19 protein-coding genes are annotated in these 18,953 nt (G+C 42.6%); 14 read left to right on the plus strand and 5 right to left on the minus strand.

The window, feature by feature from the left end; genetic code table 11:
* Positions 1 to 113: 113 nt before the first annotated feature.
* Entirely contained in the window at positions 114 to 338 is a 225-nt protein-coding gene (locus DKT75_RS18690) for a hypothetical protein (protein ID WP_109825650.1), read from the minus strand.
* 106 nt (positions 339 to 444) lie between these two features.
* Here DKT75_RS18690 and DKT75_RS18695 point away from each other — a divergent pair, with 106 nt between their 5' ends.
* The 13 genes from DKT75_RS18695 to DKT75_RS18750 all read left to right on the plus strand — a co-directional run bounded on the left by DKT75_RS18695 (position 445) and on the right by DKT75_RS18750 (position 10,678).
* Entirely contained in the window at positions 445 to 1,338 is an 894-nt protein-coding gene (locus tag DKT75_RS18695; protein WP_109825652.1) for a LysR substrate-binding domain-containing protein, read from the plus strand.
* Positions 1,339 to 1,457: 119 nt separating this feature from the next.
* Complete coding sequence (gene rsxA / locus DKT75_RS18700; protein ID WP_109825654.1) at positions 1,458 to 2,042, plus strand: electron transport complex subunit RsxA; 585 nt, start codon at positions 1,458 to 1,460, stop codon at positions 2,040 to 2,042.
* Positions 2,043 to 2,049: 7 nt separating this feature from the next.
* Positions 2,050 to 2,625: an electron transport complex subunit RsxB gene (gene rsxB, locus DKT75_RS18705; RefSeq protein WP_109825656.1), complete on the plus strand. Its 576-nt coding sequence runs from the start codon at positions 2,050 to 2,052 to the stop codon at positions 2,623 to 2,625.
* Positions 2,622 to 4,424: an electron transport complex subunit RsxC gene (rsxC, locus tag DKT75_RS18710; RefSeq protein ID WP_109825658.1), complete on the plus strand. Its 1,803-nt coding sequence runs from the start codon at positions 2,622 to 2,624 to the stop codon at positions 4,422 to 4,424. The genes rsxB and rsxC overlap by 4 nt, the downstream gene beginning before the upstream one ends.
* Positions 4,414 to 5,463 (plus strand): RnfABCDGE type electron transport complex subunit D, encoded by a 1,050-nt coding sequence (locus DKT75_RS18715; RefSeq protein WP_109825660.1) that lies wholly within the window; start codon positions 4,414 to 4,416, stop codon positions 5,461 to 5,463. Before rsxC ends, DKT75_RS18715 begins: the two co-directional genes overlap by 11 nt.
* Positions 5,460 to 6,137, plus strand: a complete 678-nt coding sequence (gene rsxG / locus DKT75_RS18720; protein ID WP_170310686.1) for an electron transport complex subunit RsxG — start codon at positions 5,460 to 5,462, stop codon at positions 6,135 to 6,137. Before DKT75_RS18715 ends, rsxG begins: the two co-directional genes overlap by 4 nt.
* On the plus strand, positions 6,137 to 6,862 hold the full coding sequence (locus DKT75_RS18725; RefSeq protein ID WP_109825662.1) for an electron transport complex subunit E: 726 nt from the start codon (positions 6,137 to 6,139) through the stop codon (positions 6,860 to 6,862). The genes rsxG and DKT75_RS18725 overlap by 1 nt, the downstream gene beginning before the upstream one ends.
* Positions 6,855 to 7,487: an endonuclease III gene (nth, locus tag DKT75_RS18730; RefSeq protein ID WP_109825664.1), complete on the plus strand. Its 633-nt coding sequence runs from the start codon at positions 6,855 to 6,857 to the stop codon at positions 7,485 to 7,487. The genes DKT75_RS18725 and nth overlap by 8 nt, the downstream gene beginning before the upstream one ends.
* An 82-nt stretch (positions 7,488 to 7,569) precedes the next feature.
* Positions 7,570 to 8,922, plus strand: coding sequence for a DUF3696 domain-containing protein (locus DKT75_RS18735; RefSeq protein ID WP_109825666.1), 1,353 nt, complete (start codon positions 7,570 to 7,572; stop codon positions 8,920 to 8,922).
* A gap of 80 nt (positions 8,923 to 9,002) precedes the next feature.
* A complete protein-coding gene (locus DKT75_RS21860; RefSeq protein ID WP_158278918.1) occupies positions 9,003 to 9,329 on the plus strand; it encodes a hypothetical protein in 327 nt (108 codons plus the stop codon).
* Positions 9,326 to 9,643, plus strand: coding sequence for a polymorphic toxin type 17 domain-containing protein (locus DKT75_RS18740; RefSeq protein ID WP_158278919.1), 318 nt, complete (start codon positions 9,326 to 9,328; stop codon positions 9,641 to 9,643). Before DKT75_RS21860 ends, DKT75_RS18740 begins: the two co-directional genes overlap by 4 nt.
* A gap of 96 nt (positions 9,644 to 9,739) precedes the next feature.
* Positions 9,740 to 9,982, plus strand: coding sequence for a Rho-binding antiterminator (locus DKT75_RS18745; RefSeq protein ID WP_109825670.1), 243 nt, complete (start codon positions 9,740 to 9,742; stop codon positions 9,980 to 9,982).
* A 9-nt stretch (positions 9,983 to 9,991) separates the two neighbouring features.
* Positions 9,992 to 10,678 (plus strand): RluA family pseudouridine synthase, encoded by a 687-nt coding sequence (locus DKT75_RS18750; RefSeq protein WP_109825672.1) that lies wholly within the window; start codon positions 9,992 to 9,994, stop codon positions 10,676 to 10,678.
* A gap of 357 nt (positions 10,679 to 11,035) precedes the next feature.
* Here DKT75_RS18750 and DKT75_RS18760 read toward each other — a convergent pair whose 3' ends face one another.
* Complete coding sequence (locus tag DKT75_RS18760; protein WP_158278920.1) at positions 11,036 to 12,577, minus strand: PcfJ domain-containing protein; 1,542 nt, start codon at positions 12,575 to 12,577, stop codon at positions 11,036 to 11,038.
* 353 nt (positions 12,578 to 12,930) lie between these two features.
* On the minus strand, positions 12,931 to 16,374 hold the full coding sequence (locus tag DKT75_RS18765; RefSeq protein ID WP_109825676.1) for a pyruvate carboxylase: 3,444 nt from the start codon (positions 16,372 to 16,374) through the stop codon (positions 12,931 to 12,933).
* A 545-nt stretch (positions 16,375 to 16,919) separates the two neighbouring features.
* Here DKT75_RS18765 and DKT75_RS18770 point away from each other — a divergent pair.
* Entirely contained in the window at positions 16,920 to 17,699 is a 780-nt protein-coding gene (locus DKT75_RS18770; protein WP_109825678.1) for a TSUP family transporter, read from the plus strand.
* A 76-nt stretch (positions 17,700 to 17,775) separates the two neighbouring features.
* On the opposite strand, the gene DKT75_RS18775 is transcribed toward DKT75_RS18770, so the two are convergent.
* Both DKT75_RS18775 and DKT75_RS18780 read right to left on the minus strand, forming a co-directional pair.
* Positions 17,776 to 18,204, minus strand: a complete 429-nt coding sequence (locus DKT75_RS18775; RefSeq protein WP_109825680.1) for an organic hydroperoxide resistance protein — start codon at positions 18,202 to 18,204, stop codon at positions 17,776 to 17,778.
* A gap of 15 nt (positions 18,205 to 18,219) precedes the next feature.
* Positions 18,220 to 18,894: a type 1 glutamine amidotransferase domain-containing protein gene (locus tag DKT75_RS18780; protein ID WP_109825682.1), complete on the minus strand. Its 675-nt coding sequence runs from the start codon at positions 18,892 to 18,894 to the stop codon at positions 18,220 to 18,222.
* Positions 18,895 to 18,953 lie beyond the last annotated feature (59 nt).

Raw genomic sequence — 18,953 nt, forward strand, 5'->3', positions numbered from 1 at the left:
CGCATGCCAGAGACTCAAGGTAGCAAATGCATTGTATAAACCCTGTTTAGGCGTAACACTTACTTGATCAGGGGCTTTCTGTTGTACAACTTCAACATTGCAATAAGGAGCGCTCATCGGTTAACCCCCCATTGGCTGTTTCCCTGATCTAGATTATTTTTCAAAACGGCATTAGTACATGTTCTTGGGATACCAGATTTACTGCGATTCGTATACCACGTGACATCTTCCTGTGAGAGACAATCAGCATGGCTTTCTGTGATGTTGTTACCCTGTACAGCTTGACCTGCTAGTGTCAAAGTTAATGCAACTGCTAAAACTGTTAGTAATGTTTTCATGGTGTTACTTCCTTTAATTGATTTAGCAATTAGATTAGAAGTTTGACATACATTAAACAAACAAATAGATTTGACGTAATACATCAATTTATATGAAGTGTTGAAAATGACAGAAAATCTAGATATTGAATTACTACGAACACTCATCGCTATTGACGACTCAGGTAGTCATGCCAATGCTGCACTGACAGTGCATCGGTCACAGTCAGCGATAAGTATGCAGATGAAGCGTTTAGAAGAGACAGTAAAACAACCTTTGTTTGAAAAGCAGGGTCGTCGCTCAGTATTAACGCCTCATGGACAAAATCTTTTGTTATACGCCCGTCGAATTGTAAAATTACAAAATGAAGCTATGTCAACGCTATCGAATCCTGAAATACAGGGAGACGTTCGGTTAGGTGTCTGCGATGACTACGTGTCGAATCTTATGCCGCCGATATTGGTCAGCTATGCTGGGCAGTACCCAAATGTTCACATTAAGCTCAGCTCGCAAAGCAGTGGTGAATTAATTGAAAATACATTGCGCGGAGACTTAGATTTTTCACTCGTAAATATGCTGGGTAGCCATGCCGAACATGAGACTTTGATTCGAGACCCTCTGGTATGGGTCTGCGCGCCCAATAAGCTCACTCATGAGCAAGAGACTTTACCGCTGGTGGTAGAAAATGATTGTCTCTGGGGGAAGTGGGCACAACAGGCGCTTGATCATGCTGGCAAGTCTTATCGCTTAGCATATTCGACGTTTAATCATGCGGGGATCTTGGCATTCGTTGAATCTGGTCTTGCCATTTCTGTTATGGAGCAACGTACTGTGCCACCCACATTACGCATTTTGAGAGAAATTGACGGTTTCCCAGCATTGCCACAGACCTCAATTGGTTTGGTGCAGAAACCTACATTGCTATCGCCAGCGGCACGCAAACTTGCTGAGCATATTAGCCAGAAAATGAGTATCAGTCTGTCTATAGTGGCAAAGACTCAAGTCTTGCGCGGAGTTTAGTATTAGTAGTTAAGCCCAATTACTTTGCTAAGTAGTGTTAAGCCATTGGTATGGTATCTAGTGTTAAGCCTCGGGCTATGTCAAAATGCGCGCCTATTTGTTGCTGCTTGAATACCATAATGAGTGAATATCTGCTGATCATCGTCGGCACCGTCTGGGTTAATAATATTGTCTTGTCACAGTTTCTAGGACTGTGTCCGTTTATGGGTGTGTCTCGTAAGCTGGAAACCGCCATGGGCATGGGGTTAGCAACGACTTTCGTACTGACCTTATCGTCGATCACAAGCTACTTATTAAATGATTATTTACTTGCCCCGTTCGGTTTAGAGTACTTACGAACCATCAGCTTTATTCTAGTCATTGCCGCTATTGTTGGCTTTACTGAGTTAGTCGTCCACAAGAAAAGCCCGATGCTTTACAACGTGTTAGGAATCTATCTTCCACTGATTACTACCAACTGTGCGGTACTCGGTGTCGCACTACTTAACGTACAGCAAAGTCATAACTTCTTAGAGTCAGCCTTGTACGGTTTTGGCGCGTCTATTGGCTTCACGCTGGTATTGGTACTGTTCGCAGCCTTGCGTGAGCGAGTCGCTGTATCAGACGTACCTAAAGCATTCAAAGGTAACGCTATCGGTATGATTACAGCTGGTTTAATGGCGCTGGCGTTTATGGGTTTCACCGGATTAATTAAGGCATCGTAACTCAGATATGTTAATGGCAATTCTAATCATGGTTGGCTTGGCAGTCTTTTTCGGGGCTTTGCTGGGGTACGCGTCACTACGATTTAAAGTCGAGGGCGACCCAATAACCGACCAAATCGACCAGCTACTGCCACAGACACAATGTGGTCAATGTAGCTATCCTGGCTGCCGTCCTTATGCCGACGCAATCGCTAAAGGTGAGGTCGGTATAAACCAATGTCCTCCTGGTGGCGAGTCTACTATTCAAGCCTTGGCTGACTTATTAGATGTTGAAGTCATTCCCTTAAATGAGGAAATGGGCGAGCATCTTGACGAACCCACTGTCGTTATCATCCGTGAAGAAACATGTATTGGTTGCACCTTGTGCATTCAAGCCTGTCCGGTAGATGCGATTGTCGGTGCGGCTAAGCTCATGCACACGGTTATTACGTCGGAGTGTACTGGCTGTAATTTGTGCCTACCGCCTTGTCCAGTTGACTGTATCGACATCATTCCACTGAAACAGCGCATTGATACATGGGTAGCACCTGAACCTGTGTCAGCGTTAACCAAAATACCTGTACGTGTTGAGGCGAAATCATGACTTCCTTAATACAAAAGCTCTGGCGAATGCGTGGTGGCGTGCATCCTTCGTTTCATAAGGATGAGTCAACACATCAACCGATTCAAACAGCACCTATACCACCTGAGTTAGTGATACCGCTACAACAACACATTGGTCGTTCATCGATCATAAAAGTAGTCGTGGGTGAAAAGGTACTTAAAGGGCAGTTATTAGCAGCAACCAATGCGGTGTCACCGAGTGCAGCAGTTCATGCGCCAACATCCGGTGTTGTTACTGCAATAGAAGAACGTTTACTGCCGCATCCTTCAGGGTTATCAGGTCAGTGTATTGTTATCGACACCGATGGTTTAGATGCTTGGGATGAAAGCCTTGCTTCGCCAACAAATAACGACTACCAGAGTGTCGCTAATGAGCAGTTGTTAGACCTCATTGAAGCCGCAGGTATTGTCGGCTTAGGTGGTGCAGCATTCCCAAGTGCTGTGAAATTAGCATCCGTTGGTGAGTCAGTAATTGATACGCTTATCATCAATGGTGCAGAGTGCGAACCTTACATAAGTTGCGATGATCAACTGATGCGTGAGCGAGCAGATGAGATATTAATAGGGATTGATATCTTAATGCAGCTACTGAACGCAAAGCGTTGCTTGATCGGAATAGAAAACAATAAACCTGATGCTATTCATGCGCTTGAAGTGGCTTTGTCGATGCAGTCTAACTTAAAATCAATCGATAAAATCGCTGTAGCCAGTGTACCGACCATGTACCCAAGTGGTGATGCAAGGCAGCTAACCAAAATACTGACAGGTGTGGAAATACCTAAAAACGTACGTTCACCAAGCCTTGGTTCTATCTGTCATAACGTGGCGACGGCTTACAGCATTTACCAAGCAGTGGTTGAATCAAAACCGCTGGTGTCACGCATCGTGACAGTGACGGGAAATGGTGTAAAGCAGCCTCAAAACTTTGAAGCATTAATTGGTACACCGTTTAGTTTCCTAGTGGCGCAAGCGGGTGGTTACACCAAAAAGGCAGAGCGCTTAGTCATGGGTGGGCCAATGATGGGCTTCGCTTTATCTACCGATGATGTGCCTGTTGTGAAAGCTACTAACTGCATTTTAGTAAGCTCAGTTGACCAGCTTCAACTAAGTGATGATGACGTCACCGAGACTGAAAAAATAGTGATGCCATGCATACGCTGTGGTAAGTGTATGGACGCTTGCCCCGTGTCATTATTACCTCAACAAATGTACTGGCACACCCGTGCTAAAGACTTTGAAAAGGTTGAAGAACATAAGCTTAGCGACTGTATTGAATGTGGTGCATGCAGTTATGTTTGCCCAAGTCATATCCCATTAGTTGATTACTTTAAGTTTGCTAAGACAGAAATACGCGCTCAAAAGCTAGCGGCCGTTAAAGCGGATCAATCTCGTGAACGACACGAATTTAATGAGTACCGCAAGGTACGCGACAAAGAAGAACGTGAAGAAAAACGCCGTAAACAGAAAGAAGCCCTGCAAGCAAAGAAAGCTAAAGAAAGTGCTGAATCAGGAGCTGCTGAAACTCCAGCGGTTGATGACAAACAAGATGCAATAAAAGCCGCGATGGCACGTGCTAAAGCTAAAAAAGCAGCACGACAAGCTGAGAAAGACGGTACAGCTGTCGCCGAGCCGGTAGTAGAAGACAAGCAAGACCTTATAAAAGCAGCCATGGCGCGCGCTCAAGCCAAGAAAGCTGCGCGGCTCGCTGAGACTGACACAATAAAGCCAACCACAGACAAACAAAACGCCCAACAGGAAGACTCTAATAATGCAGTTTGATACGCGAACAGCGGGATTAGTTAACGACGCTCCAGATATTTCGCATCTGATGAAACAAGTATTAGTGGGGCTATCCTTAGGTATCGTCACGCTGTTTATGTTTTACGGCTGGGGCGTACTGATCAACCTTGTACTGGCCATCGTATTCGCCGTATCACTAGAAGCTATTGCGCTGAAAGTTAGAAACCGTCCACTTAAACCGTTTTTAAACGATTGGAGCGCGGTGGTTACAGCCTGTTTGTTTGCACTAACGTTGCCGCCTTTAGTGAGCTGGTGGGTGCTACTGGTTGGATTATTCTTTGCCATTATCGTGGCTAAGCATCTGTATGGCGGCATCGGTTACAACCCATTTAACCCAGCGATGGTCGCGTACGCCGTGCTTATCGTGTCGCTCCCATTACAAATGAGTCAGTGGCCCGGGTCGTTTATATTCACTGGTGAATGGATTGGTTTGGGTGAAAGCCTGAACATAGTATTTGGCGCTGCCGATACAGACTGGGACGCCATAACTCGTGCTACACCTTTGGATATCGTACGTACAGGCTTGATTAGCGGCCAACCGTACTCCGATATCATTATAGAAGAAAAGTTTGATTTCATATTGTTTAGCCACCCGATGGCCGTCGTCTCTTTGGCTTATTTGCTAGGGGGCGTTTACCTTATTAAACAAGGTGTTATTAGCTGGCGAATCCCAGTATCGATGTTATTAGGCTTAGCCGTTTCTGCTTTAGTAATGTGGTTGATTGATAGTGACAGCTACGCATCACCGAGTTTTCACTTACTCAGTGGTGCAGCTATGCTCGGTGCATTCTTTATTGCGACTGACCCTGTGTCGGCAAGCACCACGCCTAAAGGGCAGCTTATCTATGGTGCAAGTATCGGCTTCTTTATATACGTGATTCGTACATGGGGCGTTTACCCAGATGCCGTCGCATTTGCGGTGCTGATTATGAATATGGCCGCGCCAATGATTGACTACTACACACAGCCTAAAGTATTCGGACAGGCTAACGCACGTCGCCAGCGAGGCCGCTCATGATAACGACTAACAAAAAAGCGATATTAACCTCAGGCATTACCTTGGGCTTATTTGCCTTGGTGGGTGTTGTGTTGCTGGTTGTTGTGCAGTGGTTTACTAAAGACCAGATCATAGAAAACCAGCGCCAAACGAAGTTACAGCGTTTGCAAGAAGTTGTCCCAGCCTCGCTCTATGACAACGATATGCTAGCGACTATTTCACAACAAAGTTTGGCACTTAAAGGCTTAGGTAGCGTCGCGAATATTTACACAGCAAAGCAGGGTGATGACGTTACTGCGATCGTTTATGAAGTTGTCAGCACACAAGGTTACAGTGGCCCGATCAATTTGTTAGTCGCAGTTGATCAACAAGGCGCTTTGACAGGTGTACGCGTGGTAACACACAAAGAAACCCCGGGCTTGGGTGATAAAATTGACACCAATAAATCGGATTGGATTTTGGAGTTTGTCGGAAAGTCACTCGAAAACCCAACGGAAGCGCTGTGGAAAGTACGTAAAGATGGCGGAGAGTTTGACCAATTCACTGGAGCAACAATCACACCTCGTGCAGTGGTGAATGCAGTGCGCGAAGTCTTAAAGTTTCACCAAGTTTATTACGAAGCTTCAAATAATAATGATTACACGGGTGCTACTCGACTAATGCCAGCCAAAGCAGATCCAGCAGGTAATAATTAATGAGTGATGTGAGTTACAAAAAAATTATCGTTGATGGTCTCTGGACGAACAACGCAGGGCTTGTGCAACTACTGGGGCTTTGCCCACTACTTGCCGTCACTAATAATGCCGTTAACGGCCTAGGCCTTGGCTTAGCGACCTTGCTTACCTTGGTGATCTCTAACGGCTCAGTGTCGTTTAGTCGTCACTGGGTAAAGCGTGAAATCCGTATACCTTTCTACGTCATGGTGATCGCGGCGAATGTGACGGTGGTTGACCTGCTGATGAATGCCTATCTGCACGAACTTCATAACGTCTTAGGGATTTTCATCCCTCTGATCGTAACCAACTGCGCGATTATTGCCCGTGCTGAAGCGTTTGCTTCAAAGCAACCGATCTTACCGTCGATTGTTGATGGGTTTATGATGGGCTTTGGCTTCTTAGTGCTACTCGTGTTGCTAGGTGGTATGCGTGAATTGATTGGTAGCGGCACGTTGTTTGCCAATGCATCGGTGATGTTTGGCGAAGGCGCTAGCGGCATGACGCTGCAAGTGTTTGGTGATGATTATCCTGGGTTCTTACTGGCGATATTACCACCGGGTGCGTTCTTAGGTTTAGGCTTGATCATCGCAGTGAAAAACATCATTGATGATCGTTTAGAGCAAAAGAAAAAACGTGAGCGTCAAGCGACTAAACAAGCAGAAGAAGACGCGAGTAATGTAGTTGGAGGGGTAGCAAGTGAATAAGGATAAACGATACGAAATATTCAGACGCTGGCGTGAGGAAAATCCACACCCAGAAACTGAGCTAAACTTCTCAAGCCCATTTGAACTGTTAGTTGCTGTGACCTTATCCGCGCAGTCAACGGATAAGGGCGTGAACAAAGCTACCGATAAGCTGTTTGCCGTCGCTAACACACCGCAAGCGATTTTAGACTTAGGTGAAGATGGCTTGCGCGATTACATCAAAACTATCGGGCTGTTTAATAACAAAGCTAAGAATGTGTTTGCCGCCTGCAAAATATTGGTTGAGAAACACGGCGGAGAAGTGCCTGATAATCGTGAAGACTTAGAAGCGTTACCCGGTGTAGGCAGAAAGACTGCAAACGTGGTGTTGAATACTGCTTTTCGACAACTAACGATGGCGGTTGATACGCATATTTTTCGTTTAGCGAATCGAACGGGAATTGCTAAGGGTAAAGATGTGGTCGCGGTTGAGAAGGGGTTGATGAAACATATACCGAAAGAGTTTTTGTTGGATGCGCATCATTGGTTGATCTTGCATGGGCGTTATATCTGTGTGGCACGTACACCTAAATGTGGGGCGTGTTTGATTAGTGATTTGTGTGATTTTAAAGAAAAATTATTGTAATTTACTGTTTGTTTTCTTCAGTCGAAGTGATAATAATTTTATTAAAAATCCCTAATAAACAAACTAAATTGTTGAGAACAAAATGATATCGAAAATTAGTCTAAGTAACTTCAAAGCTTTCCAAGAAATGAATGACCTTGAAATTCGAGATTTAACTGTCATTGTTGGGAGAAATAGCTGTGGAAAATCTTCTTTAATGCAGAGTCTCTTGCTTTTAAAGCAAACGTTAGACTCAACAAGCGAAAACCCTTTGTGTTTAGAGGGGAAGTATTTAAAATTCTCTAATCTGAAAGAGCTGTCTTATGGTCTTCCTGCTGTTAATGCCGCTAAAATAGGTTATGACATTTTTTTAGATAACACTGCAGCTTCTGGTAATGTGAAAATTTCATATAGAAATATAAAGAAAGATGATTTATATACACCACAGTTATCTGAATTTACAACTTATCTCAAAAAGGATGGTAAAACAACCTCAACGCCATTCCTCCCCATGAGTAAACCAAAAATAAAGGCTACCTACAAAAAATACTCTCACTTTTTCGGTAAAGAAAGTGAGGTTTCTTTATCAGAATCAGAAGTCATATTTGACAAGTTCATGCCTGAAAGTTTGAACCTAGTATATAAAATAAATAAACCAAATTCTGATGAGAAAATTAGGACTTTACCATTACCAATTTTAATGGCTTCGGATGATGGAAGTAATCATTTGATTCTTCAGTTGAGTCAAGATCTTAAAAATATTCGGTACTTGAGTCCAATACGTGCTGCACCAAAAAGAGCATATGTTCATTATTCACAAGATGTATCACTTTTAAATGAAGATGGGTCAAACTCTGCTCATATTTTGTGGGCTAAGAGAGAACATAAAGTTCAATGGAAAAAGAAGACATATAAGCTAATTGAAGCTGTTAACAAATGTATAAAAACTATCGGTCTATCTCAAGTCATATCACCTGATAAAGTAAGTGATATTGTTTACAAGGTCGGCATAAGCGAAAGTAACTCAGGCTCAGATGTTTCTTTAGCGGATGTAGGTTTTGGATATTCACAAGTATTACCGATAGTCTTATTAGGTTTATTAAATTCTAAAGAAAACTTAATGCTTATCGAACAGCCTGAAATTCACTTACACCCTTCAAGTGCAGGAAATTTGGCTGATCTATTTTTAGGTTTTGTAGATGATGGAAAAAGATTTATAATAGAAACTCATAGTCAAGAATTCATCAATAAACTAAGACTTCGCGTCATACAGAACCCTGAATTGAAAAGTAAAATAAATATTGTTTTTGTAGAGCAAAATGAGGGTGAATCATCAACTATTAAGCAATTTGAAATAGATGAAAAAGGTATGTTCCCTGAATGGCCTAGTGGATTTATAGATGAGTCAGAGAAGCTTGCGAAAGAAATTTTAAAAGCTAGGATGAATAGCCTTTAATGTCTAGGTTAACTATTTGCCCTCACTACCTAACTGAGTACAGTCTTACTGACCCAGATGAAATTCTTAGGGATATCATTATGCCACTTAATAGTTGCTTTGAAGAGTGTGTAAGCAATAATATTGAGTTGGTTTTATCTGTTGAGATACTTGAAATTTTCGAAACATCTTGGCCTTGGGATCAAATGAATAACAATTTATGGGCTGGACATATACGTGATTGGCACACCTTGATATATCCAAGCATATTAAAAGCCACCTTTATAAAGGTACCAATAAATAGCGCTAGATCTGATCTAAATTGCTCATTAATCTCTACCAGAGTTTCAGAAATTTTTTCTCGTTTTCTGGCTCTCTTTGGTTCTGGTTCGATGCATGGAGGAAGCATGAAGAAGGCCTCTTCTTGAGTCAGAATTGCTCTTACTCAAGTTCAGCTCTTAAATTTTGCTCAGTTGAAAATGCTAATGATTATCTTAAAGTGATATACCCATGGCTGCGAATTTATCAAAAGCCTTTACCATGCTTTGGAGAGTTTCCTTTCATACCACCATCTAATTGGAGAAACTTTGCTGCACCTATTAAAGGCTCACAACGTGGTTTTCTAGATGAGTCAGGTAATTCTTGGGAGTGGGATCGTTTGCACGACAATCATTGGGATGTGCAGCATTCTAGTAAAACTGGTGATTATACAAATGTTTCTCCAGAGGGGGTCATTCTTTAGTGCTTTCATGATTATGAAAAGCAAAAAAACGATCAGTATCACGACCTCATGTTTTTAAAAATAGACCTATCGAGCTAAGAGGCATTATTCCTGAACATGATAACTTGCAACCAATACGACTACATTGAAATAGCCTGCATGCACCGCTACCCAGTCAAAATCACCATGCGATCTGACTCGATAATAGAAGGCATAGCCCAAGACACAAAACGCAACGATGCCCGAGAAGAATGCATTCTAATCAAAGTAGGGCAAGCAGATACCTTAGTCATACTAACCGATATCGCTAAGTTAGAAGTCACTACAGAAAACCCACACTTCACTGAAGTTACCTTCTAAAGACCACTGATGATTGTTGATGATTTCGTAGCGCCCACTTGCGATGCCTTTGTTGAGGTTTTATACCAAGACGCTGATATCTTATTAATCAACAAACCCAGTGGTTTACTTAGCCTGTCAGGCAAAAACCCACAAAACTGGGACTCAGTACATCACCGCTTAGTACACGGCCAAGAAGGTGTCACACCTGCATTTCCCGATGCAAAACTCCCACACCGTTTAGACTTGGGCACATCAGGCGTTATGGTTGTCGGCTTAAATGCAGCGTCATCAAAAAGCCTTAATAAGCAATTCCAAGATCGCACCATTCAAAAACGCTACGTTGCGATGCTAGAGGGTTGGTTGACCGATGATCACGGTGAAATATCAGCACCCATCGCGAAAGATAAAACGTTATTCCCGTGCGTGAAAATTTGTGCTGAAACAGGCAAAGCAGCCACGAGTGAATACACGGTGTTACAACGATTAGATAATCCACGCCGAACCTTGGTACAGTTCACGCCGCTTACTGGTCGCACACACCAATTGCGAATTCACAGCTTAGAAATAGGGCATCCAATCTTAGGGTGTGACCTTTATAAAAATGATCATAGTGAGCATATGGCAAGTCGCTTGATGTTACACGCGAGTGATTTGTATTTTGAGCATCCTACCAGTGGTGAGCAGCGACATCAGCATTGTCCGAGTCCGTTTTAAGTGAGTCTAAAAACCAACCACAAGACTATTTATGGTTGTTTCGCAAAATCAGAAAGAGCTTGCCCGCTTAAGCGATAACCTACCCATTCCGTTTGAGTTATAGCACCAACTGCTTCATAAAAATCACGAGAAGGCTTATTCCAATCTAAGCAACTCCATTCAAAGCGACCGCAATGGTTATCAAGCGCTATATTGGCATAGGTTGAATAGCAGTAAAGCGAGCCATATTTGGTTGCGTAACATAATTAAAGAGCTTACCTAAATAACGGTAATGTATGGCGCTTTATTGAGACCACAGAAACATTTCTGAGTCGCAAAACCAGCCGCGAAAGGTTAACCCTGTCGCGACTGACATACTTAGCGCAATACAACTTCCTTAATCCACTTTTCAATCACTGATTGAGCCGCTTTTCTCAGGTCAGAGTTACACTTTCCCTGAGCTTGATTTACTTCTTTAAGCACAGGATCAACTTCAACAGTTGCTACTCTACCTGCCTCGTCTCGAAGAGAGAAAATAGCAGAGTCCTGATTAACACATGAGCCAGTATAACTACCGACGCAATGACTCATCGCATTACCTTCATCTCGAAGCTGTTGGCTCGTCGTAAGCTCAGTGAAGCGCCAGTTTTTTCCATGAATAAAGGTAGACCAGTTCCAACCATGGCTTGCCCAAGTAGCATCCATTTCTTCGTAGTCAAAGTAATTGAAGTGCTGTCTCTCTCTGCGAGCCGCTTGCTCTTCAATATTCTCCAACCGTAAACGTTCACGCTCAGCGCCTCGTGCCATCGAGACTTGAACCGCACGTGCTGCCATTCGAGCGCGCGCTTGTTCAAAACGATGCTTTTCTAGCTCATACTCAGCAATACTATCAAGTACTTTTGCTTGGCTTCGACCTTGTAAACGATAGCTTTCACCATTACGTGCATGCTCCGTAAATTGATGTCGCGCCCACCAAAGTACCTTAGTGTTTTCTTCAGCCGCTAACTCAAGCTGATGACTAATCGTCCATCGGCAAGTGTCATACCAAAAGTCACGACTTTCCTCTGAAATAGGTTCCAACAAGTCAATGACATATGACTCATTTTCCATCAAACAGCTAAAGTCTTCAGTCCAACCGCCTAGTCGATAAAACTCAGCATAAAGCACCGCATGCTGTGGTGAGAGATCAGTAGGGCAGCTAAACAGTTCATGCCATAACTTGTTACTCACTAACGTCCAGTTAAAGTGTTTTGCCAATGCTTTAAGGCTTCCACCTTGCGCATACATGACAAAGCACAGCAACCAACGCACACTCTCCTCATCGGCCGCATCGTACCAGCAGCTTTTAAGAAATGCGGGCGCGTCATACTGGACAAACAGATACTCAAGTAAGTCACCATCACTTTGCTCGTCCCACTCTAATGGGCTACGAAGCCAAAAAGGCGATAGCATACATACGTTCTGAATGAGTACCGTGTTATGTGAAAAAGCACGTTTGATAACAGCTAGATTCATCTCAGTTAACTGATCTGCTTGTGCTGGCAATAACGACTCTAGACCATCTACTTGGTATTGATCGAACCAGCTTTTAGCGCGATCAACCAAACCTTCTGATGGCTTTTTAAGTAGCACAGTATCAGTTGATATCGACTTTTCAGGAACCAGCTTTAACGCCGCTAACGCATCACCCATGACACTTCCTAAGGTAGGTGTCGGATATAGCACTTCGTTTAAACGGCTCAAGTTACGCTGTTTCTTTTGAATACTTGGGTCTACTTCCACTCTATTGTGCGGCACTTGAGGTTTCCCCAGTGGCCGTCCTGTGAAGTAATCGTGATTCAAATGATACTGCTGTAATTGCTCATCCGTTAAGGACTGAAAGCATTGCTTGATAGCTTGCTTTGCCGTTGCGGTGTTCATGCTGACCTCCATCTAGATCGATTGTTATTAATTATTTCGTTCAGAGATGGAAAGGCAAAGGGTGTGCCAAAAGGTGATGCAAGTCTTAAAGGTATACTTTAAGTGATTGTTATTTATCAATAATAATTTATTTTCCAAGGTTTAACGTTGATTCTTAGGCCTTAGGCAATGTTATGATAAATATTTATTTATATACGAATCTATTTTTAAGGATATTTTTCAGGCTTTGTGCGGAATATACGAAAGAGTTTTTTACTTGATGTGCACGCGCTATATTCTAGCGCGTGCGTTTTCAAGTTGAAGCTGCATTAGCTCATATCAAACAATGCGTATGTTCAGTCATGGCTCAAATATTATTCAAACTCAATAACTAAATCATTCTGCTCCAGAATCTCACCAGCGTCTAAATGTACCTTCTTGATCGTTCCTGCGAAAGGCGCTGTGATGGTTGATTCCATTTTCATTGCTTCTATGACAAATAGCGGCGTATCTTTTTCAACGGTTTCGCCTTCTTTAACGTTTACTACCGCTAAACGACCAAGTATAGGTGTGCCTACTTCGTTTTCATCGACTGCTTTTCTATTAACCTTTTTGGTAGAAACAGCAGAATCATCTCGAATGGTGAGGCTTCGTGTTTGACCATTTAGGTTAAAGGTAACTGTTCTGATTCCACCTTCATCTGGCGGTGAGCAGTACAGCATTTTAATGATGATGACCTTACCTTTTCCAAGCTCTACAGCCACTTCTTCTCTTTGTTTCAATCCATAGAAAAAGGCCGTTGTTGGTAGGACCGAGATGTTTCCATATTCTTGTTGATGCTGATAAAAGTCTTCATAGACTTTTGGGTACATCATGTAAGAAAGAAAGTCAGTCATTTCTCGCTGGTCATCAAACTTTTCTTTGAAAGCGGCAAATTCTTTATCGAAGTCGATAGGCTCTAGGTGATCATTGGGACGATCTGTAAAAGCACTATCATTCTTTAGTACTAAACGGCTGAGCTCTTCTGGGAAACCTCCTGGTGCTTGTCCTAGGTTACCTTTGAAAAGATCGAGTACAGAGTCTGGGAACGCTAAAGTACCACCTTGTTCCATCACATCTTTTTCAGTTAAATCATTTGATGTCATGAATATTGCCATATCACCCACAACTTTTGATGACGGGGTAACTTTTACAATATCGCCAAACATCTTATTTACGATGGCATAGTTTTCTTTTACTTTTTCAAACTTGTGCTCTAGCCCTAGTGCAGTCGCCTGAGGACGTAAATTTGAATATTGTCCCCCTGGAATTTCATGATTGTAAACTTCAGCGGTGCTGGCTTTTAAACCTGACTCAAACGGGTAATAGATTTCGCGAATATCTTCCCAGTAGTTAGCATACTGATTCAGTGACTCTAGGTTAAATGCTTGCTCACGAGGCTGCCCTTGCATGGCAGCAACCATAGAATTTAAGCTAGGCTGTGAGGTTAAGCCAGAAACAGAACTTAAACATGTATCGACGATATCCACATCCTTCTCGATAGCTTTTAGCAGCATTGCTGACTGCATGGAAGAGGTATCGTGAGTATGAAGGTGGATCGGTAAGTCGGTCGCATCTTTTAGTGCAGGGATGAGTATTTCCGCTGCGTAAGGCTTCAACAAACCAGCCATGTCTTTTAGCGCTAGCGTATGTGCACCAGCATCTTCAAGCTGTCTAGCTAAATCAAGGTAGTATTGGAGGTTAAATTTATTACTAGGGTCAGTGTTTAACACATCGCCGGTATAGCAAATCGTGGCCTCAGCAATACCGCCCGTTTTCTCACGAACCACTTGAATAGACTTTTTCATGCCTTCAATCCAGTTTAGAGAATCGAAGATACGGAATACATCAATGCCGTTTTCAGAGGCTTCAATGATGAACTTTTCAATCAAGTTATCCGGGTATGCTTTGTAACCAACCGCATTTGAACCACGAAATAGCATTTGGAATAAGATATTAGGAATTGCTTCACGAAGAAGTCTTAAGCGCTGCCATGGGCATTCGTGCAAGAAACGCATGGATACATCAAAAGTAGCGCCACCCCACATTTCTAGTGAGAATAATTGAGAGTGATTCTTGGCAAAACCTTCTGCTACTTCTAGCATGTCTTTTGTTCTTACGCGGGTCGCAAGTAGTGATTGATGCGCATCACGTAAGGTTGTATCGGTATAAAGAATATTATCTTGGTCTTTAATCCATTGAACAAAACCATCGGGGCCTAAAGCATTTAGTTTGTCTTTAGTACCTTCTGGGTATTTGTCTAATTTATTAAAAGGTGGAACAACAGGCTTTCTAAATTTACGATCTGGGTCGTAAGATTTTATATCTGGGTTACCGTTAACGATAACATTCGATAGATAGCTCAGTGTTTTTGTTCCACGATCGAGTTGAGACGAAACATTGAAAAGCTCAGGGTGCTTTTCAAGAAAAGTAACTTTGACGTTACCGGCTTTAAAGGTAGGGTGTTCTAGTACATTTAACAGGAAGTTTATATTCGTTTTTACTCCACGAATTCTGAATTCTCTTAGCGCACGATGAGCGCGTTGAATCGCATCTTCAAGGCTTCTTCCAGAGGCAGATACCTTAACCAACATAGAGTCATAGAATGGAGATACCTTTGCACCGACATAGGCTGCTCCCACGTCTAGACGTATACCGAAACCAGCAGCGCTTCGATAAGCAATGATTGTTCCAAAATCTGGCTTGAAGCCTGCTGAAGGGTCTTCTGTAGTAATTCGACATTGAACCGCAAAGCCACGCACAGAAATATCATCTTGTGATTTGATGTTTATTTGTGGGTCAGACAGTTTTGCGCCATCAGCGATATGAATTTGGCTTCGAACGATATCGATGCCAGTGATTTCTTCGGTGATGGTGTGCTCTACCTGAACTCTAGGATTTACTTCTATAAAGTAGATTTTTTCGTCACTATCAACAAGGAACTCTACCGTTCCTGCATTACTGTAATTAACATGTCGCGTTATTTTTAATGCGTAATCATAAAGCTTTTGACGTGTTTCTTCTTTAAGTGTCGCGCTTGGGGCAACTTCAATAACCTTTTGGAAACGTCTTTGTACAGAGCAGTCGCGCTCGTATAAATGAACAAGGTTTCCGAAGGTATCTCCAAGAATTTGAACTTCAATATGCTTAGGGGAATCAATGTATTTTTCTAAAAATACCGTATCATCGCCAAACGCTTTTGCGGCTTCATTTCGAGCGTCATTAAACGCAGTGGGTAATTCGTCGGCAGAACGCAAAATACGCATACCACGTCCGCCACCACCTGATGCGGCCTTTAACATCATCGGGTAGCCAATTCTTTCTGCTTCTTTTTCTGCAATAGCTAATGAAGTGAGTGACTCATTGCTATCTTGAATAACGGGAATGCCCGCATCAATTGCATTTTGTTTTGCTTGAACCTTGTCTCCAAGCTGCTCCATGACTTCTGGGGCAGGACCAACAAAAATAATACCTTCCTCTCTACAGCGTCTTGCAAACTGTACATTTTCGGAAAGAAACCCATAACCAGGGTGGATAGCATCCACATTGTTAACTTTAGCAACTTCAATTAAACCCTCAATATCGAGGTAGGGCATTAAAGCTTCTTCATCAGAACCGATCTGGTATGCCTCATCGGATTTATAGCGATGGGGAGAAAATCGATCTTCGTTGGTGTACACGGATACCGTAGTTACATTTAGCTCAGCAGCTGCACGTAATATGCGGATAGCAATTTCGCCTCGATTAGCGACTAGTAATTTCTTGATGTTAGTAAGCATAATTTTTAAGGGTATAAAATGTCAGTAGTAGGGAAATGAATAGCTTCAACCATAACCATTAAAGCCATCAACCGAGTTTACGCATAAAAAAAAGGAGCCTTCTATTAAGACTACGTAATTATTTGCCTATCAGGTTTGTCTACATGAGCTGCGTCGGCACCTTTAGGGACACGAGTATGCTCAATTAAATTTTGGACACCTTTTGGAATTTCAACTGTCATTGTAGAAAGCAAAGTGTGTCACGACTAAGTTAACTAATATTCCAAAGAACCGTTTTGGCTCATACCACCCATTAAAAAAGCATTATGGGTGCAGATGACTCCTCCATCTTAGAATACATATAACATCGTTACAGTGATGCTTGCAAGCATACCCATGTTACTCACTTGTCACCCTACACCAAAATAATTTTATTTCGCTAGTCGCTACTAGAGAAGCCATGGAAACATTTCTGAATCGCAACACACCTGCTCAATACTATTTAAGATAGTATATGTAAGCCCAATTTCTTGTTCTAAAGACTTATTAACCACCCAAGGAACCCCATGGATTTTGCGAGTTTTTCAGTCGAGCTATTGGCTCTGTTATTTGTTGTATCAGTTATTGCGGGCTTACTAGATACACTAGCTGGTGGAGGAGGTTTAATCACTCTTCCTGCGTTAATCCTGAGTGGCATACCACCCTTGGCAGCATTGGGGACTAATAAACTGCAAGGTAGCATGGGGACGGCAACAGCGACTTACATGCTTATTAAGAAAAACAAAATAAGCCTGTCTGAAACTAAGCCGCTAATGATCTCGGCATTCATTGGTTCTGTCATAGGAACAATCATCGTGCAATTTATTGATACTGATATTTTGTCTTTTGTAGTCCCAATTGTCCTGCTATTTATAGCCGTGTATTTTCTCATTTCACCAAAGTCAAAACACCCCAGAGGCACAGCCTCAGTATCAGAACAGAAGTATAAAAACATTATTATTCCCTCGATTGGCGCTTACGATGGAATGTTTGGTCCTGGCACAGGCTCATTTTTTACTTTGGCGGGTGTATCTTGCAAAGGTCAGGAAATAATAACCTCAACGGCTATCGCTAAACCGCTTAACTTTTCAACCAATGTCGCGTCTTTGATTGTTTTTCTGGCGGCAGGTAAAGTTGTCTGGGTTGTCGGTATTCTAATGATGTTAGGTCAGTTTATTGGCGCATGGCTAGGTTCCCACTTGCTCTATAAAGTTAATCCTTCACATTTAAGATTTGTCGTTGTCTTCATGTGTACGGGGATGTTGATTAAGTATTCGTATGACATGGGCTGGCTAACATTCGCCTAGTGATTTCCAACAAAAATGCCCCTGTTCATTACGAACAAGGGCATGATCAACTCACCTAATCACTCAGGTTAGCGACTTATAGAACGTTTAAAATTACTTCTATATTGCCTCTAGTTGCGTTTGAGTAAGGGCATACAACATGCGCTTTCTCAACCAAGTCTTGAGCGGTTACTTTATCGATATCGCCTAAGAAAATATCCAATTCTGCTGCAATACCAAAGCCATTTTCGATAGGGCCGATTGATACTCTAGCATTCACATAAGAGTCTTCTGGCAGCTTAATCTTCGCTTCACCCATGACTACTTTTAATGCTCCGATAAAGCATGCAGAGTAACCAGCAGCAAATAATTGCTCAGGGTTTGTACCTTCGCCACCCGCGCCACCTAAACCTTTTGGTGTAGATAGCGATACGTCTAAGTGACCGTCATTTGATTTTGAAGCGCCGTCACGGCCGCCTGTTGTGCTTACTTCAGCCGTATATAGGACTGTTTTTAATACGTTCATAGTTCACCTATTTAATTACTTAGCTAAATGCTTTGCTACTGCAACACCGACAGCGTGTGCGCTTGTAGGGTTCTGACCAGTAATAACACGGTCATCTTCGATCACAAACTCGCCCCAAGGCTGTACTTTATTGTAACGTGCCGCTACACGAGTCAATGACTCTTCTAGTAGGAACGGAATGTCGTTGATTGTGCCGAAGTCGATTTCTTCTTCACGAGTAAAACCAGTCACAGACTTATTCGCTAGTAGCTTGTCGCCATTACTTAGCGTGATCGGAAGTAGTGCGCCCGGGCCGTGACATACCGCAGAGATAATGCCGCCATCTTCATAGTGCTTAGCGCTTAGTGCTGCGAAGTCTTCGTTAGTCGCTAGGTCAGACAGCAAGCCGAATCCACCTGGGTAAAACACTGCGTCATAGTCTTCAATGTTGATTTGAGACACTGGGATAGTGTTGTTGATGCGGTTTGTGAACTCTTCATTGCTTAAGATCGTGTCGTTAACCGTGTCACCTTCAACGTCTGTTCCATAAAGTGGTGCTTTACCACCGTGAATAGACGCGATGTCATATTCTATACCTGCCTCTAGGAACACGCTTAGTGCATGAGTTAGCTCTGGTGCATATGTACCGTTAGCTTGATCAGTTGTGCCTAGTGTTGCGTGGTTTGTTACTGGGATAAGAATCTTTTTCATGGTGTTGTCCTTTATGTTGTTAGCTGATCTCTTGAGCGATGGATGTATCTTAATAGCAA

It is taken from the genome of Leucothrix arctica (assembly GCF_003172895.1).
GTDB lineage: Bacteria > Pseudomonadota > Gammaproteobacteria > Thiotrichales > Thiotrichaceae > Leucothrix > Leucothrix arctica.

What these genes read in the sequence shown, in the direction of transcription:
- DKT75_RS18715 (WP_109825660.1), top strand. Translation starts at nt 4,414, where the DNA reads ATGCAGTTTGATACGCGAACAGCGGGATTAGTTAACGACGCTCCAGAT.
- DKT75_RS18695 (WP_109825652.1), top strand. Translation starts at nt 445, where the DNA reads ATGACAGAAAATCTAGATATTGAATTACTACGAACACTCATCGCTATT.
- DKT75_RS21860 (WP_158278918.1), top strand. Translation starts at nt 9,003, where the DNA reads ATGCCACTTAATAGTTGCTTTGAAGAGTGTGTAAGCAATAATATTGAG.
- DKT75_RS18690 (WP_109825650.1), bottom strand. Translation starts at nt 338, where the DNA reads ATGAAAACATTACTAACAGTTTTAGCAGTTGCATTAACTTTGACACTA.
- DKT75_RS18750 (WP_109825672.1), top strand. Translation starts at nt 9,992, where the DNA reads ATGATTGTTGATGATTTCGTAGCGCCCACTTGCGATGCCTTTGTTGAG.
- DKT75_RS18735 (WP_109825666.1), top strand. Translation starts at nt 7,570, where the DNA reads ATGATATCGAAAATTAGTCTAAGTAACTTCAAAGCTTTCCAAGAAATG.
- rsxA (WP_109825654.1), top strand. Translation starts at nt 1,458, where the DNA reads ATGAGTGAATATCTGCTGATCATCGTCGGCACCGTCTGGGTTAATAAT.
- rsxC (WP_109825658.1), top strand. Translation starts at nt 2,622, where the DNA reads ATGACTTCCTTAATACAAAAGCTCTGGCGAATGCGTGGTGGCGTGCAT.
- DKT75_RS18775 (WP_109825680.1), bottom strand. Translation starts at nt 18,204, where the DNA reads ATGAACGTATTAAAAACAGTCCTATATACGGCTGAAGTAAGCACAACA.
- rsxG (WP_170310686.1), top strand. Translation starts at nt 5,460, where the DNA reads ATGATAACGACTAACAAAAAAGCGATATTAACCTCAGGCATTACCTTG.
- DKT75_RS18780 (WP_109825682.1), bottom strand. Translation starts at nt 18,894, where the DNA reads ATGAAAAAGATTCTTATCCCAGTAACAAACCACGCAACACTAGGCACA.
- DKT75_RS18745 (WP_109825670.1), top strand. Translation starts at nt 9,740, where the DNA reads ATGATAACTTGCAACCAATACGACTACATTGAAATAGCCTGCATGCAC.
- rsxB (WP_109825656.1), top strand. Translation starts at nt 2,050, where the DNA reads ATGTTAATGGCAATTCTAATCATGGTTGGCTTGGCAGTCTTTTTCGGG.
- DKT75_RS18760 (WP_158278920.1), bottom strand. Translation starts at nt 12,577, where the DNA reads ATGAACACCGCAACGGCAAAGCAAGCTATCAAGCAATGCTTTCAGTCC.
- DKT75_RS18765 (WP_109825676.1), bottom strand. Translation starts at nt 16,374, where the DNA reads ATGCTTACTAACATCAAGAAATTACTAGTCGCTAATCGAGGCGAAATT.
- DKT75_RS18770 (WP_109825678.1), top strand. Translation starts at nt 16,920, where the DNA reads ATGGATTTTGCGAGTTTTTCAGTCGAGCTATTGGCTCTGTTATTTGTT.
- DKT75_RS18725 (WP_109825662.1), top strand. Translation starts at nt 6,137, where the DNA reads ATGAGTGATGTGAGTTACAAAAAAATTATCGTTGATGGTCTCTGGACG.